The sequence below is a fragment of the Bradyrhizobium erythrophlei genome (assembly GCF_900142985.1).
In the GTDB taxonomy this organism is placed as follows: domain Bacteria; phylum Pseudomonadota; class Alphaproteobacteria; order Rhizobiales; family Xanthobacteraceae; genus Bradyrhizobium; species Bradyrhizobium erythrophlei_B.
The window spans coordinates 6,435,397-6,448,966 of the sequence record NZ_LT670849.1 but is presented as its reverse complement, the minus strand read 5'-3'; the positions used below and the strand labels follow the sequence as shown (position 1 = coordinate 6,448,966).

Below are 13,570 nucleotides of genomic sequence, written 5' to 3'. Positions count from 1 at the left end.
TTTGTTTTCTTAAAGCATTTCCGCGATCATTCGGTGGGGAACTCGAGCCCCATCTCGCGATAGCGGTCGGGATCCTCGCCCCAGTTCTCGCGCACCTTCACGAACAAGAACAAATGCACGGGCTGCTCGATGATCTCGGCGATCTCCTTGCGCGCATCCGCGCCGATCGATTTGATGGTGGCGCCGGCCTTGCCGAGCACGATCTTGCGCTGGCTCTCGCGCTCGACATAGATCGTCTGCTCGATGCGTACGGATTTGTCGTTGCGTTCGGTCCAGCTTTCGGTCTCGACGGTGGAGCGATACGGCAGTTCCTGGTGCAATTTCTGAAAGATCTTCTCGCGGGTGATTTCTGCGGCGAGGTGCCGGATCGGCGCATCCGACATCTGGTCTTCCGGATAATGAAACGGCCCCGGCGGCACCATGCTGGCGAGTGTAGTTCGCAGATCGTCGACGCCGTCGCCCGACAGCGCCGCGATCATGAACGTCTGGGCGAAGGCCATGCGATCGTTGGCGGCCTTGGCAAGCGCGAGCAGCTTCTCGCGGGCAACGAGATCGATCTTGTTGATGACCAGAATCTTCGGATGCGCGACGTCAGCGAGCTTGGTGAGGATCGCGTCCGCCTCCGCGTCCAGACCTTCACGCGCATCGAGCAGCACGCAGACGAGATCGGCGTCATGCGCCCCGCTCCAGGCGATCGACACCATGGCGCGGTCGAGCCGCCGCTTCGGCGCGAAGATGCCGGGCGTATCGACGAGTATGATCTGCGCGTTGTTTTCGACCACGATGCCGCGGATCAGCGCCCGCGTCGTCTGCACCTTGCGCGAGACGATCGTGACCTTGGAGCCAACGAGCGCATTGACGAGCGTGGACTTGCCGACATTGGGCGCGCCGATCAGCGCGACGAAGCCGCATCTCGTAGCTGGCGGCGCGGCGTCATCCGGCGAGGCTTCAGTCATTGCCGCCGCCGCCAACGCCCTCGCGCGCGATCATCGCGGAGGCCGCGGCCTTCTCGGCGGCGCGCTTGCTGCCGCCGGTACCCTCAGCCGATTCAAGTCCGGGCAATTCGACCGCGATACGGAATTGCGGATCGTGATGAGGGCCCGTGCGTTCAATCTCGCGATAGACCGGGGTCGGCAGGCCCTTGCCCTGCGCCCATTCCTGCAAGGTGGTCTTGGGATCGCGCAACGGCCGCCGCAGCTTGTGCATCCGCTCGGACCAGTTTCGCTCGACGAACTGCGCGGCGGCCTGATAGCCGCCGTCGAGAAACACCGCGCCGATCACCGCCTCGCAGATGTCGCCGAGCACGGACTTGCGCAACCGCGCGCCGACGCCCGCGCCGACCGCCCCTAGCTTGATGTCGTCGACGAACCCAAGCGTCTTGGCGACGTCGGCGCAGCTTTCCTTGCGCACAAGATCGGCCAGGCGCTTGGAGAGTTCGCCCTCATCGGCATTCGGAAAGGCACGGTAGAGCATGTCGGATACGATCAACCCGAGCACATGGTCGCCAAGAAACTCGAGACGCTGATAGCTGTCTCCGCGCTTGCGCGACGGCTTGAGCGCGGAAACGTGGGTCAGCGCGGTTGCGAGCAAACTTGAATCGGCGAACTTGTGCCCGATCCGCGCCTCCAGCGCTGCAGTGGCCGCCTTGGAGCCCGACCTCGGCCGCTTCTTTTTCGCCGGCGCAGCCTCACGGCCGGCTTCGATGTGCGGAGTTGCCTCGCCGGCCGCCAACGGGGGGATGATATCGGATGCGTCTTGATTCATCGCACGATTTTGAAAATGCGATTCCACCGCACCGCGGTGGGCCAGCGCCAGATCATCCAGGCGTGTTCGCCTTCGGCGATCGAGAAGAAAATCATCTGGGCCCGGCCGACGATGTTTTCGAACGGCACGTAGCCGACCGCCGACAGCACGCGGCTGTCGGTGGAATTGTCGCGGTTGTCGCCCATCATGAAGAAATGGCCCGCCGGCACGGTGTACACCGGCGTGTCGTCGAGCGAATTGTTGTCGATGCAGTCGAGCGTCTCGTAGGTGACGCTGTTGGGCAGCGTCTCCTTCCAGCGCTTCACCCGCGCGGTGGCGCCCGAGCCGCAAGGGTCCTCGCCGACGAAATCGCTCAAACGCTCGCGCTTGACCGGCGTGTCATTGATATAGAGCAGGCCCTCCTTCATCTGAATGCGATCGCCCGGCAACCCGATCACGCGCTTGATGTAATCGGTGGAGTCTTCTCTCGGCAGACGAAACACCACGATGTCGCCGCGCGCAGGCTCGGAACCGAAGACGCGGCCCGAGAATAATGGCGGAGAGAGTGGAAACGAGTAGTGGCTATAGCCGTAGGAATATTTCGAGACGAACAGATAGTCGCCGACCAAAAGCGTCGCCTTCATCGATCCCGACGGAATGTTGAAAGGCTGAAACAGGAACGTGCGGATGACGAGCGCGATCAGCAGGGCATGAACGATGACGCGGATGGTCTCGCCCAGGCTGCCTTCGGATTTGGTGCTGGATGTCACGCTCATGTATTCCCTAACTTCCTGCTTCTTAATTCCAGCCGCGCCGATAGCGGCAGAAATGATCCTCTGCGCGACCAGCCACATGCTTCGCGTCAAGGATATGGCTTCGATTCTGGCATTCGCAAAAATGGTTGCTGGGAAGCGATGCGAATGTTCGAATCGGACCACTGGTTTCTGATAATGCGGGACTTGGTCCGAACGCGCCTTGCGTTTTAGACGGTTGTGGGGAGTCGCGCAATCAACAGCTTTATCAAGATTTCACAAGCCATTGTAAAATATGACCTTTTTGTTTTAGATCAGGCGCACTTGCAACCACGCTATGCCTTGCGTGCATCGTAGGCCGAAATGATGACGAAAGCCTGCGCCAGCGGCCAATCGTCGGTGATGCTGAGGTCGATTTTGGCCTCGAATCCGACCGGGGTCAGCGCCTCCAGCCTGGCCAGCGCCCCGCCGGTCAGTTGCATGGTCGGCCGGCCGCCCGGCAGGTTGATGACGCCCATGTCCCGCCACCAGACCCCTTGCCGGATCCCGGTCCCGAGCGCCTTCGAGCAGGCTTCCTTGGCGGCAAAGCGCTTGGCGTAGGTCGCCACCACCATGTTCTGATTCTTGGCCCGCCGGTCGGCCTTGGCGCGCTCGGCGTCGGTGAAGATCCGGTCGAGAAAGCGGTCGCCGTGGCGCTCGATGACCTTGGCGACCCGTCTGATGTCGATCAGGTCGGAGCCAATACCGATGATCATGCCCTGCCCGCCTTCCGGCCCCGCTCCATGGCGGCCCGCATCGCCCGAACTGTTTCGCTCAAGCCAACGAACAAGGCCTCGCCGATCATGAAGTAGCCGATGTTGAGTTCGGCGATTTCGGGCAACGCCGCGATTCGCTCGGCGGTCGTGTAATCCAGGCCGTGGCCGGCGTGCACTTCAAGGCCCGCCGCGCGCGCCAGCGCCGCGCCCGCAACGATGCGCTTCCATTCGGCGTCGGCCTTCCCGGCATGACCATCGACCACCGCGTCGCACCAGGCGCCAGTGTGTATCTCGATGACCGGCGCCCGCAGTTTGGCCGCCATTTCGATCTGGGCGGGATCGGCGGCGATGAACAGCGACACCCGGATGCCGGCATCGTTCAATCGCGCGATGAATGGCGCCAGCGCATTGTGCTGACCGACCACGTCAAGCCCGCCCTCCGTGGTCAGCTCTGCCCGCCGTTCCGGCACCAGGCAGACCGCGTGCGGCCTCGTCGCAAGCGATATCCGGAGCATATCGTCCGTCGCCGCCATTTCGAAATTCAACGGCTTGGAGATTTCGGCTTTCAGCCGCGCCATATCCTCATCGCGAATGTGGCGGCGGTCCTCGCGCAAATGCGCGGTGATGCCGTCGGCGCCGGCCTCGATCGCAAGCAGCGCCGCGCGCACCGGATCAGGCCGCGCACCGCCGCGCGCATTGCGCAGCGTGGCGACGTGATCGACGTTTACTCCAAGACGTAGCGGTGGGGGGACCATGGAGTTCACCGAGACAATCCAGCAGCCAAATTACCCGTTGACGCGCTCGACGCGAGCGACGACGGCCTTGGCGCGCAACTGGGCGATAATAGCGCTGAGATGCTTGAGGTCATAGACCTCAAGATCGATGGTGAGCTCGGTAAAATCGGGGGAGCGGCGGGACATGTTGATATTGTCGATATTGCCGTCGTGCTCGGCGATCACGGTGGCGATCTGGGCGAGGCTTCCGGGCTCGTTGACGTTGTCGACGACGATTCGCGCCGGAAAGCGCTGCGGCGTCGACTCATCGACATCCCAGCGCACATCGAGCCAGCGCTCCGGCTGTTCTTCGAAGTCTTTCAGCGCCGGCGACTGGATCGGATAGATCGTGATGCCCTCGCCGGGGGAGACAATGCCGACGATGCGATCGCCCGGCACCGCGCCGCCGTTGGGGGCAAACTTGATCGGCAGGTCCGAATTGATGCCGCGGATCGGGATGGCGGAAAGGCTCTTCCCGACCCCGACCGGCCCGCTCGTCTTGAGCTTGTCGGTGAGGCCCTTCTTGGCGCCATAGCGCGCCACGCGCTCTTCCTTGTAGTCGGGATACATCGCACGCGCGACGTCGGAGGCCTTCATTTCGCCGCGTCCCACCGCGGCCATGACATCGTCGACCGAGGCGCGCGCCAGCCGCGGCAGCGCGCCCTTCAGCTTGTCGTCGGCATATTCGATCTTGGCGCGGGCAAACAGCCGCTCGACGAGGCGGCGGCCCAGCCCGGCATACTGGTCCCGCACCGCCGTACGCGTCGCCCGGCGGATCGCGGCGCGCGCTTTGCCGGTGACGGCCAGCGATTCCCATGCCGACGGCGGCGATGACTGGGCGTCGGAGGTCAGCACCTCGACCTCATCGCCGTTCTGCAATTCCGACGACAGCGGCGCAAACTTGCCGTTGATCTTGCAGCCGACCGCGCTGTTGCCGACGTCGGTATGCACGGCATAAGCGAAGTCGATGACATTGGCCTGCCGCGGCAGTGCGATCAGCTTGCCTTTCGGCGTGAAGCAGAACACCTGGTCGTGGAACAGCTCGAGCTTGGTGTGTTCGAGAAATTCTTCCGGATTGGCGCTATCGGACAGGATCGCGATGGTGCGGCGAAGCCAGGCGAAGGCCGAGGATTCGTGTTTCAGCCGCTCGGTCGGCGATTCCGCAAGGTCCTTGTAGAAGACATGCGCGGCGATGCCGAGCTCGGCGATCTGGTCCATCTCCTCGGTGCGGATTTGCAGCTCGACGCGTTGCTTTCCCGGACCGATCACGGTGGTGTGGATCGAGCGGTAGTCGTTCTGCTTCGGCGTCGAGATGTAGTCCTTGAAGCGGCCGGGCACCACCGGCCAGGTGGTGTGGACGATGCCGAGCGCGCGGTAGCAGCTTTCGACGTCCTTCAGCACGACGCGGAAGCCAAAAATATCGGAGAGCTGCTCGAAGCCGACCGACTTGCGCTGCATCTTGGTCCAGATCGAGAAGGGCTGCTTGCGGCGGCCGTAGACATGCGCCTTCACGCCATTCTTCTGAAAGTCCTTCGAGAGCTGGCTTTCGATCTCGCCGATCAGGTTGCGGTTGTGCTCGGCCAGCGAATCGAGCCGCTGCCGCACCACCGAATAGGCTTCCGGATCGAGGGTACGAAACGACAAATCCTCGAGTTCCTCTCGCATCTCCTGCATGCCCATGCGCCCCGCAAGCGGCCCATAGATGTCGAGCGTCTCCTCGGCGATGCGCCGACGCGATGCCGGCGGCACGAATTCCAGCGTGCGCATGTTGTGCAGGCGGTCGGCAAGCTTGATCAGGAGCACGCGCACGTCGTCGGAAATCGCCAGCAGAAGCTTGCGCAGGTTCTCGGCTTGTTTGGCTTCGCGCGATACGAGCTCGAGCCGTTTCAGTTTGGTGAGGCCCTCGACCAGCGCGCCGATCTCCTGGCCGAACACCTGGTCGATTTCCGCGCGCGTTGCCTCGGTGTCCTCGATGGTGTCGTGCAGCAGCGCCGAGACGATGGTGGCATCGTCGAGCTTGAGGTCGGTCAGGATCGCCGCGACCTCGAGCGGATGGGAGAAATAGGGATCGCCGGACGCCCGCGTTTGCGAGCCGTGCGCCTTCATCGCATAGACGTAGGCGCGGTTGAGAAGGTCTTCATTGGTGTCGGGGTTGTAGGATCGGACGCGTTCGACCAGGTCGTACTGGCGCATCATGCGCGCGCGCGACTTGGCGGGCCTGCCCTCCAGGGCTGGCGCAGCCGAAGGAGAGCCCGGCGCAGCCGAGCTAGCGGCCGGCGCAGGCGAAGGCGCGGCCACCGAGACCGGGCTCGCTGCCTGCATCTGCTCCGAGTTTTGGCGCCGCTGCGCCATCGTCAACACCTCCCACCCGCAGCCCCGCTGGATACGGTCTGCTTGCCCCCGATAGGGTTAATGTAGTGGGTTCCCCGGCCGGACGGCACCCTCGAGGACACGCCGGCTCTCGGGAAACGAGACGATAGTTTAATGAGAAATCGGCCGTTGGCGATTCAAATAGGAGACAATTTGCGGCGGCCTCAGGCCACTGCCGCGGCAGATGGTAAACAAAAAATGGCGCGTCAGAACGCAAAAGGCCCGGAACGATGGTCCGGGCCCTTTCGAATTCAACAACCGAGTGAGGCTGACAGGGTAAACCCTTCAGACGTAATCCAAACGATTACTCGTCCTCTTCCGGCTGCTCTTCCGGCGGCGCGAGCCCTTCGAGACCCTTCAACAGTTCTTCCTCGGTCATGCGCTCGACCGCGACTTCGGTGTCGTCGGCATCGACGCTGGCGCCGGCCGAACCGATCAATGGAACCGTATCGGGCTCCGGCTCGTCCACCTCGACGAATTTCTGCAAGGAATGAACCAGTTCCTCGCGCAAATCTTCCGGGGATATCGTCGAATCCGCGATTTCACGCAGCGATACAACCGGATTTTTGTCGTTGTCCCGATCGACCGTAAGTTGCGATCCGGACGAAATCATACGGGCGCGATGTGCGGCCAACAGGACGAGGTCGAATCGGTTGTCGACCTTATCAATGCAGTCTTCCACGGTGACGCGAGCCATCGACTGTCGCTCCGTTATTTGAGGGAGGAAATATGTGATTATTTTGGGGTAGTTATAGAGCCGGGGGCCATTTCGCAAGAATAATTTGTGATTTGGCCTACATAAATTGCTCTGATAACCCACATTGGGGACCCCGGCAGCAAGACGGTTTCGAGCTGTCACATCTTGTCATAAACATCGGCACGGACAAGAAAACGCTTCATTGCGTTGACAAAATCCACTTCCGGTTGTTTCGACCTATCTATTTCCGGCGGCGTCTGGACACCGCAGGGCACCAGCAGCATGATCATTAATGCGCGGGGCTCTGCCGCCGTGCCAAAAAGCTTGCCGGAAACAACCTTGTGAGAACTATGAATGTCACCCGCTTCCAATAAGATTGCGCTCTTTATCGATGGGGCCAATCTCTACGCTACCGCCAAGACGCTCGGTTTCGACATTGACTACAAGCGCCTTCTCAAGGAATTCCAAAGTCGGGGCACGCTGGTCCGGGCGTTCTACTACACCGCCATCATCGAGGATCAGGAATACTCCTCCATCCGCCCGCTGATCGACTGGCTCGACTACAACGGCTACACCGTCGTCACCAAGGCAACGAAGGAATTCATCGATGCGAGCGGCCGCCGCAAGGTGAAGGGCAACATGGACATCGAGCTTGCCGTCGACGCGATGGAGCTTGCCGAGCATGTCGACCAGATCGTGCTGTTCTCCGGTGACGGCGACTTCCGTTCGCTGGTCGAGGCCGTGCAGCGGCGGGGCGTGCGGGTGACCGTGATCTCGACGATTTCGAGCCAGCCGCCAATGATCGCCGACGAATTGCGCCGCCAGGCCGACGTCTTCACCGACCTGGTCGAGCTGCAATCCAAACTCGGACGCGACCCGTCGGAACGCCCTGCGCCCCGCGAACCTCGCCATCATGCCCCGCAGTTCCTGCAACGGGCGACGACGCTGGCCTCGAGGGGCGATGCCGAAGACTTCGACGACTAGCGCCGCCCATTTGAAATTCCTGCACCGCAAGCGGCAAACTCCGCCCAGGAATTTCAAATGGAGGAGCGGCACCAGAATATTAAGATTTGCTAGTGCCCATAACTTTCCGAAGTTCGTGAAAGGGGGCTGCTGAGGTGGAGCACGAACTTCGGAAAGTGGGCGCTAGGCCGGCTAAGCGGCTTCCGCGCCCGCCTGGAATCGAGCCCGATCGCGACTGCCCATTGTGTCCAAGGCTCGTCGCCTTCCGCACAGCCAATCGCGCCCAAAACCCGCAGTGGTTCAACGCCCCGGTTCCTGCGTTCGGTGACCAGAACGGTCAGCTTGCGGTCGTCGGCCTTGCGCCGGGCTTGCAGGGAGCCAACCGCACCGGGCGCCCGTTCACCGGCGACTATGCGGGCGACCTGCTCTACGCCACCCTGATCGAATATGGCTTCGCCAAGGGCACCTATCAGGCCCGGCCCGATGACGGCCTGACGCTGGTCGATTGCCGGATCGTCAACGGCGTGCATTGCGTGCCGCCGCAGAACAAGCCCCTGCCCGCGGAGATCGCCAATTGCCGGCCGTTTCTCGTTTCTGCCATCGAGGGCATGCCAAAGCTCAAGGCGATGGTTTTGCTGGGCCGAATCGCGCACGACACGACCATCAAGACATTGGGTATTCGCGCCGTGACCGCACCGTTTGGGCATGGCGCGGTGCATGAGGCCGGCCGGTTCCGGCTTTATGACAGCTATCACTGCTCGCGTTACAACACGAACACCGGCGTGCTGACGCCCGAGATGTTTCGCAGCGTGTTCGCCAAAGTGCGGGCTGATCTTAACTAGGGCGTGGACCCATAAATTCAGAGTACTCGACGGACTTCGGTACGCATTACAGACTCGAATCGGACATCACAGCACTGCCCAAAAGCCCAAATGCAGCAATTCGCGAGGCCGAGCGCCGGGGCTATCGCAGCCCTGCCTTGCGGAAGCCTTCGAGGAATTTTGCCATCGGTCCCGGCGTGTAAGGGACGTTGCGCTCGATCCAGGCAATCGAATTCTCAGGATGCAATTCCTGTAGTCGCGCGAGAGCTGAGCGAGCATCATCAATTTGGCCCGCCTGGGCCAGGCTGGCGACGTAAATTCGATGCCCGTTGGTTAATTCGAATCGCTGTTGAATGGCTTTACGGCCGAAGCCGACAGCTTCGACATAGCGACCCGCCTGATAATGAGCAGCAGCGAGGGCCGCGTTGAGTAACGCGTTCTGGGGATCGTGCGGGCTCATTCGGATGGCTTGCTCAATGTGGTCTATGGCCTGATCGGATCGACCGTCAAAGGCGAGCGCGCAGCCGAGAAAGCCATAGGCGGCAGCGAAATTCGGGTTGAGATCGAGCGCGCGCTGAAATTCCTCCACTGCCTCGTCGGTTTGCCGCCTCGTGAAGGCCACGAAGCCCAAGGCGAGATGCCCCCATGGGTCGCTGTCGTCGAGCTCCACTGCGCGGGCGGCGAGGGTCGTGGCTTGGGCAATCTGCGGCTCCATCAAGTGCCACCCACCCTGACGCGACACCAACAACATAAAGGCCAACATACCGTGGGCCGGCGCGTAGAAGGGATGTCGTTCGACGACCTGCTTAAGGATCGCAATTGCGGCTTGGCTCTCGTCCTTGGTCAGCCGCCAAAACAGCGAGTTGGCACGGATCAGCATGTCCCAGGCATCAAGGTCTTCCGGCGAGCGGTTTTGCGAACGGATGCCTTCGGCCTCCAGCAGCTTAGGCTCAATTGCGGCCACAACCTTCTTGGTGATCTCGTCCTGGAGCGCAAAAATGTCGGTCAGATCGCGATCGTAGTGGTCAGCCCAGAGGTGCTTGCCGGTCGCGCCGTCGATCAACTGGGCGGTGACGCGCACGCGGCTGCCGCCCTTGCGGACGCTCCCCTCCAGGACGTAGCGCACCCCGAGTTCGCGCCCGACCTGGCGTATGTCGACAGCCCTGCCTTTGTAGATGAACGTCGAATTGCGCGCGATCACAAAAAACCAGCGCAGCTTGGATAAGCCGGTGATGATGTCTTCGCAAATGCCGTCGGCGAAATAATCCTGCTCGGAATCGCCGCTCATGTTGGAGAAGGGAAGCACAGCGACCGAGGGCCTATCCGGCAGAGGCAGCGCGAACCTTGCTTGTTCCGTGGCAACGCCTGTCGTTGCTACGACGGGCTTTTCCTCTTCGCGCACTGCGCCCACAAAGCGGATGCCCTTGCGCAAAACGGTCCGGATCAATCGCTGATCTTCACCATTATCGCCGATGGCAGTTCGGGCCGCATTGATGCGGCTCGCCAGCGTCGATTCCGAAACGATGCGCCCGTTCCAAACTGCCGCCAGCAAGTCGTCCCGGCTCACCATCCGATCGCGGTTTTTAATCAGGAATTCCAACAGGTCAAAGACCTGCGGCTCGACGGGGCGCAATTCTCCCTCATGGCGCAGCTCGCGCCGGTCCGTGTCAACTGAACAATTATTAAATGAAAATAGCAGCTTAGGTGCCCCCCTGATTGTCAGGCCGGCGAATACCCGCGGCAGTATGATATAGCAAAATCAAGCCGGCCTGAATGCAAATGGATGCCGTCTAAAGGTGGCCTCAAAGCACTACATCGAATGTCCTGGCAGAGTATCGGCGGCTACCCACATCCTGGCGCGAGGGGAGGCTGGAATATGAGCATCGCGGAGCACGTTTCATTCAGCGAATCGACGAACAACACCACCGAAATAAAGCGCGTCGTTGTATCAAGCGTCATCGGCACGGCGGTCGAGTGGTACGATTTTTTAGTCTACGGCACGGCAACCGCTCTCGTCTTCAACAAGCTGTTTTTTCCACTGTCCGATCCGGCACTGGGCACCATAGCCGCTTTCGGTACCTACGCCGTCGGTTTTCTGGCCCGGCCTTTGGGCGCCGCTATCTTTGGACATTTTGGCGACCGGGTCGGCCGCAAGGCGATGCTGGCGATGACCATTACCATCATGGGGCTTGGCACGTTCCTGATCGGCCTGCTTCCTACTTACGACCAGATCGGCATCGCCGCACCTATCCTGCTTGTCCTCCTGCGTCTGCTTCAGGGTATCGGCATCGGCGGCGAATGGGGCGGAGCTGTGCTGATGGTCGTCGAGAATGCGCCGGCCAGAAACCGCGGACTTCTCGGGTCGATGGTTCAGATTGGTTGGCCGATCGGGAATCTCGCCGCAATCGGCGTATTTGCGGCGCTCTCACAGGTGCCGGATTCAGATTTCCTCGCCTGGGCCTGGCGCATTCCGTTCCTGATCAGCATCGTTCTGGTTGGCGTCGGCCTTTACATCCGCCTGCAACTCGAAGAAACACCGGTCTTCCGAGAGATCGAAGCCAAGAACGAGGTGGCCAAACTGCCGCTGATGGAAATCCTGACCCGTCATCGTCGCTCGTTTTTCACGGCCGTCGGACTGAAGCTCTCGGAGGTCAGCTACGCGATTATCGTCGGCGTTTTTGCTATCAGTTACGTCACCGGCCATCTCGCTATGCCGCGGAACGTGATCATCAATGCCATTCTTCTTTCTGCCGCCGTGGCAATCTTGATGATCCCGATTTTCGGCTGGCTTTCCGACAAGATAGGCCGCAAGACGATGTTCTACGCGAGTTGCCTGTTCGCGATGACCTTCGCCTTTCCGCTGTTCTGGCTGCTCGATACCAAGGACCCGCTGACGATTACACTGACGGTTGTCACGGCTATCACCTTCGGGCAAATGGTAGGGTTCTCCATCGGCGCGCCTTTTTATTCCGAACTATTCGCAGCAAGGCTGCGCTACAGCGGCGCTTCGCTTGGCTTCCAAGTCGGCGCGGCCATAGGCGGTCTTACCCCGTTCGCAGCGGCGACGTTCATGGCATGGACCGGAGGAGCCTCGTGGCCAATCTCGATCTACCTGATCGTGGTCGCCTTCATCACCTTCATCGCCACGATGGCAGCGCCTGAAACGGCGGGCAAAGCATTGCGTTGACGAACAACCAAGGCCGATATTTTTCGAGTCCGAGGAGGCTGCAGGGCCCCCTACGTGGCTCGGATGCTAAGGTAACTCTTCATTGGCGGAGGGTGCATAAGGTGCCGCCATCATCCGGGATCGCAGATGTCTGAGTCCGACGAACTAACCGGATTGCTCCTTCAACCACTCCAGCACATCGGGCGCATTCCGGTCCGGCGGAAACACGGGATAGAACACGTGCGTGATGCGCGCATCGTCGATGATCAGCGCCAGCCGCTTGATCAAGGTCAGACCTGCGACCTCCATGGTCGGCAGCTTCAAGGCCTCTGTCAGTTCAAGCTTCTCATCGGAGAGAACCGGAAACGGCAAATGCAGCCTTGAGGCCATTTCGGTCTGATAGGCGTTGCTTTGCGTGGAGAGGCCAAACACGTGCTGTGCGCCGGCGGCCTTGAGCTCGGCGAACAGATCGCGGAACGAGCAGGTTTGCGGCGTGCAGCCCCGCGCGCCCGGGATCATGTCCCAATCATCGACCAGCGAAATCTTGCCGGGCTCGCCCGTGCGCGGATAGGCGAACACGACGCTGCGGCCCTTCAGCGCCGACAGCGTGACCGAGGTGTCATCGGTGGCGACGAGGCTGATCGACGGGATCGTCGCGCCCTTGAGATGATCGGCGGCGCCGTCATCGGTCGGCGCCGGGATCTTGCTCCAGTCGACTTCAAGCAGGTTTTTCTGATTCATTGCCCATTTCTCCATCCGTCGTCATTGCGAGGAGCGAAGCGACGAAGCAATCCAGTTCCGTTCGGTCCAAAAGGCTGGATTGCTTCGCTCCGCTCGCAATGACGGACTATCCCCGCGCGCGCATCAGGCGGCTCTTTTCCCTGCCCCAGTCGCGCTTCTTGGCGGTCTCGCGCTTGTCGTGCAGCTTTTTGCCCTTGGCTACCGCCAGCAGTAATTTGGCGCGGCCACGCTCGTTGAAATAGAGCTTCAGCGGAATCAGCGTCATGCCATCGCGATCGACCGCGCCCATCAGGCGGTTGATCTGCTTCCTGTGCAGTAGCAGCTTGCGCGGCCGCTTCGGCTCATGGTTGAAGCGGTTGGCCTGCAGATATTCGGGAATGTTGGCGTTGATCAGCCATATCTCGCCGTTTTTGGAATCGGCGTAGGATTCCGCAATCGTCGACTTGCCGCTGCGCAGCGATTTGACTTCGGTGCCCGTCAGCGCAATCCCGGCTTCAACCGTATCGTCTACGGCATAGTTGAAACGGGCCTTGCGGTTCTCCGCAATGATCTTGATGGGGCGCTCTTTCGTCTCGGCCACGTCCAATGCTTTCTTTGTCGCGTACCCGGTGGTCCAGTTCTAACATTCGCATCGCTTCTCAGCCGCTGCTTTTTGCGAATGTTAGAATTGAAGGACCACTGGCAAATAAGTCTCCAGTGGAGTTTTAGATTTGACATTCGCTTGACGAGTTCGCGGCTAGATGGGTAGCGAATGTCAAATCCACTCCACCGGCAGCGCCGGCCGGAGGC

At 61.0% G+C, this 13,570-nt stretch carries 14 protein-coding genes; 3 read left to right on the top strand and 11 right to left on the bottom strand.

What is annotated here, in order from left to right; translation table 11 throughout:
* Positions 1-26: 26 nt before the first annotated feature.
* The 8 genes from era to BUA38_RS37275 form a co-directional block, all read right to left on the bottom strand.
* A complete protein-coding gene (gene era / locus BUA38_RS30935; protein ID WP_072823999.1) occupies positions 27-956 on the bottom strand; it encodes a GTPase Era in 930 nt (309 codons plus the stop codon).
* The gene (rnc, locus tag BUA38_RS30930) at positions 949-1,764 is read right to left on the bottom strand and encodes a ribonuclease III (protein ID WP_083587844.1); all 816 of its coding nucleotides are present in this window, start codon (positions 1,762-1,764) and stop codon (positions 949-951) included. The genes era and rnc overlap by 8 nt, the downstream gene beginning before the upstream one ends.
* Positions 1,761-2,519, bottom strand: coding sequence for a signal peptidase I (lepB, locus tag BUA38_RS30925; protein ID WP_072826570.1), 759 nt, complete (start codon positions 2,517-2,519; stop codon positions 1,761-1,763). Before lepB ends, rnc begins: the two co-directional genes overlap by 4 nt.
* A gap of 311 nt (positions 2,520-2,830) precedes the next feature.
* On the bottom strand, positions 2,831-3,250 hold the full coding sequence (gene acpS, locus BUA38_RS30920) for a holo-ACP synthase (RefSeq protein ID WP_072823997.1): 420 nt from the start codon (positions 3,248-3,250) through the stop codon (positions 2,831-2,833).
* Complete coding sequence (locus tag BUA38_RS30915) at positions 3,247-4,005, bottom strand: pyridoxine 5'-phosphate synthase (RefSeq protein WP_072823995.1); 759 nt, start codon at positions 4,003-4,005, stop codon at positions 3,247-3,249. The genes acpS and BUA38_RS30915 overlap by 4 nt, the downstream gene beginning before the upstream one ends.
* Before the next feature lie 30 nt (positions 4,006-4,035).
* Positions 4,036-6,375, bottom strand: a complete 2,340-nt coding sequence (locus tag BUA38_RS30910; protein WP_072823993.1) for a RelA/SpoT family protein — start codon at positions 6,373-6,375, stop codon at positions 4,036-4,038.
* A 322-nt stretch (positions 6,376-6,697) separates the two neighbouring features.
* A complete protein-coding gene (gene rpoZ, locus BUA38_RS30905; protein WP_024512695.1) occupies positions 6,698-7,090 on the bottom strand; it encodes a DNA-directed RNA polymerase subunit omega in 393 nt (130 codons plus the stop codon).
* A gap of 158 nt (positions 7,091-7,248) precedes the next feature.
* Positions 7,249-7,461, bottom strand: coding sequence for a hypothetical protein (locus BUA38_RS37275; protein WP_156898814.1), 213 nt, complete (start codon positions 7,459-7,461; stop codon positions 7,249-7,251).
* Between BUA38_RS37275 and BUA38_RS30900 the strand changes: the two genes are divergently transcribed.
* Together BUA38_RS30900 and BUA38_RS30895 are read left to right on the top strand one after the other, a co-directional pair.
* Positions 7,445-8,074 carry an NYN domain-containing protein gene (locus BUA38_RS30900; protein WP_072823991.1) on the top strand — a complete coding sequence of 210 codons (630 nt, stop codon included), beginning with the start codon at positions 7,445-7,447 and terminating at the stop codon, positions 8,072-8,074. The genes BUA38_RS37275 and BUA38_RS30900 overlap by 17 nt on opposite strands.
* Before the next feature lie 155 nt (positions 8,075-8,229).
* Positions 8,230-8,895 carry a uracil-DNA glycosylase gene (locus BUA38_RS30895; RefSeq protein WP_072826568.1) on the top strand — a complete coding sequence of 222 codons (666 nt, stop codon included), beginning with the start codon at positions 8,230-8,232 and terminating at the stop codon, positions 8,893-8,895.
* A gap of 121 nt (positions 8,896-9,016) precedes the next feature.
* On the opposite strand, the gene BUA38_RS30890 is transcribed toward BUA38_RS30895, so the two are convergent.
* Entirely contained in the window at positions 9,017-10,507 is a 1,491-nt protein-coding gene (locus tag BUA38_RS30890) for a winged helix-turn-helix domain-containing tetratricopeptide repeat protein (RefSeq protein ID WP_244553107.1), read from the bottom strand.
* A gap of 243 nt (positions 10,508-10,750) precedes the next feature.
* On the opposite strand from BUA38_RS30890, the gene BUA38_RS30885 reads away from it, so the two are divergent.
* A complete protein-coding gene (locus tag BUA38_RS30885; protein WP_072823987.1) occupies positions 10,751-12,061 on the top strand; it encodes an MFS transporter in 1,311 nt (436 codons plus the stop codon).
* Between the two features lie 144 nt (positions 12,062-12,205).
* Here BUA38_RS30885 and BUA38_RS30880 read toward each other — a convergent pair whose 3' ends face one another.
* Together BUA38_RS30880 and smpB are read right to left on the bottom strand one after the other, a co-directional pair.
* Positions 12,206-12,781 (bottom strand): peroxiredoxin, encoded by a 576-nt coding sequence (locus BUA38_RS30880; protein WP_072823985.1) that lies wholly within the window; start codon positions 12,779-12,781, stop codon positions 12,206-12,208.
* A 106-nt stretch (positions 12,782-12,887) separates the two neighbouring features.
* On the bottom strand, positions 12,888-13,361 hold the full coding sequence (gene smpB / locus BUA38_RS30875) for an SsrA-binding protein SmpB (RefSeq protein WP_072823983.1): 474 nt from the start codon (positions 13,359-13,361) through the stop codon (positions 12,888-12,890).
* Positions 13,362-13,570 lie beyond the last annotated feature (209 nt).

Excerpts from the sequence above, each read along its gene's own strand:
- era (WP_072823999.1), bottom strand. The coding sequence starts at position 956 with ATGACTGAAGCCTCGCCGGATGACGCCGCGCCGCCAGCTACGAGATGC.
- rnc (WP_083587844.1), bottom strand. The coding sequence starts at position 1,764 with ATGAATCAAGACGCATCCGATATCATCCCCCCGTTGGCGGCCGGCGAG.
- lepB (WP_072826570.1), bottom strand. The coding sequence starts at position 2,519 with ATGAGCGTGACATCCAGCACCAAATCCGAAGGCAGCCTGGGCGAGACC.
- acpS (WP_072823997.1), bottom strand. The coding sequence starts at position 3,250 with ATGATCATCGGTATTGGCTCCGACCTGATCGACATCAGACGGGTCGCC.
- BUA38_RS30915 (WP_072823995.1), bottom strand. The coding sequence starts at position 4,005 with ATGGTCCCCCCACCGCTACGTCTTGGAGTAAACGTCGATCACGTCGCC.
- BUA38_RS30910 (WP_072823993.1), bottom strand. The coding sequence starts at position 6,375 with ATGGCGCAGCGGCGCCAAAACTCGGAGCAGATGCAGGCAGCGAGCCCG.
- rpoZ (WP_024512695.1), bottom strand. The coding sequence starts at position 7,090 with ATGGCTCGCGTCACCGTGGAAGACTGCATTGATAAGGTCGACAACCGA.
- BUA38_RS30900 (WP_072823991.1), top strand. The coding sequence starts at position 7,445 with ATGTCACCCGCTTCCAATAAGATTGCGCTCTTTATCGATGGGGCCAAT.
- BUA38_RS30885 (WP_072823987.1), top strand. The coding sequence starts at position 10,751 with ATGAGCATCGCGGAGCACGTTTCATTCAGCGAATCGACGAACAACACC.
- BUA38_RS30880 (WP_072823985.1), bottom strand. The coding sequence starts at position 12,781 with ATGAATCAGAAAAACCTGCTTGAAGTCGACTGGAGCAAGATCCCGGCG.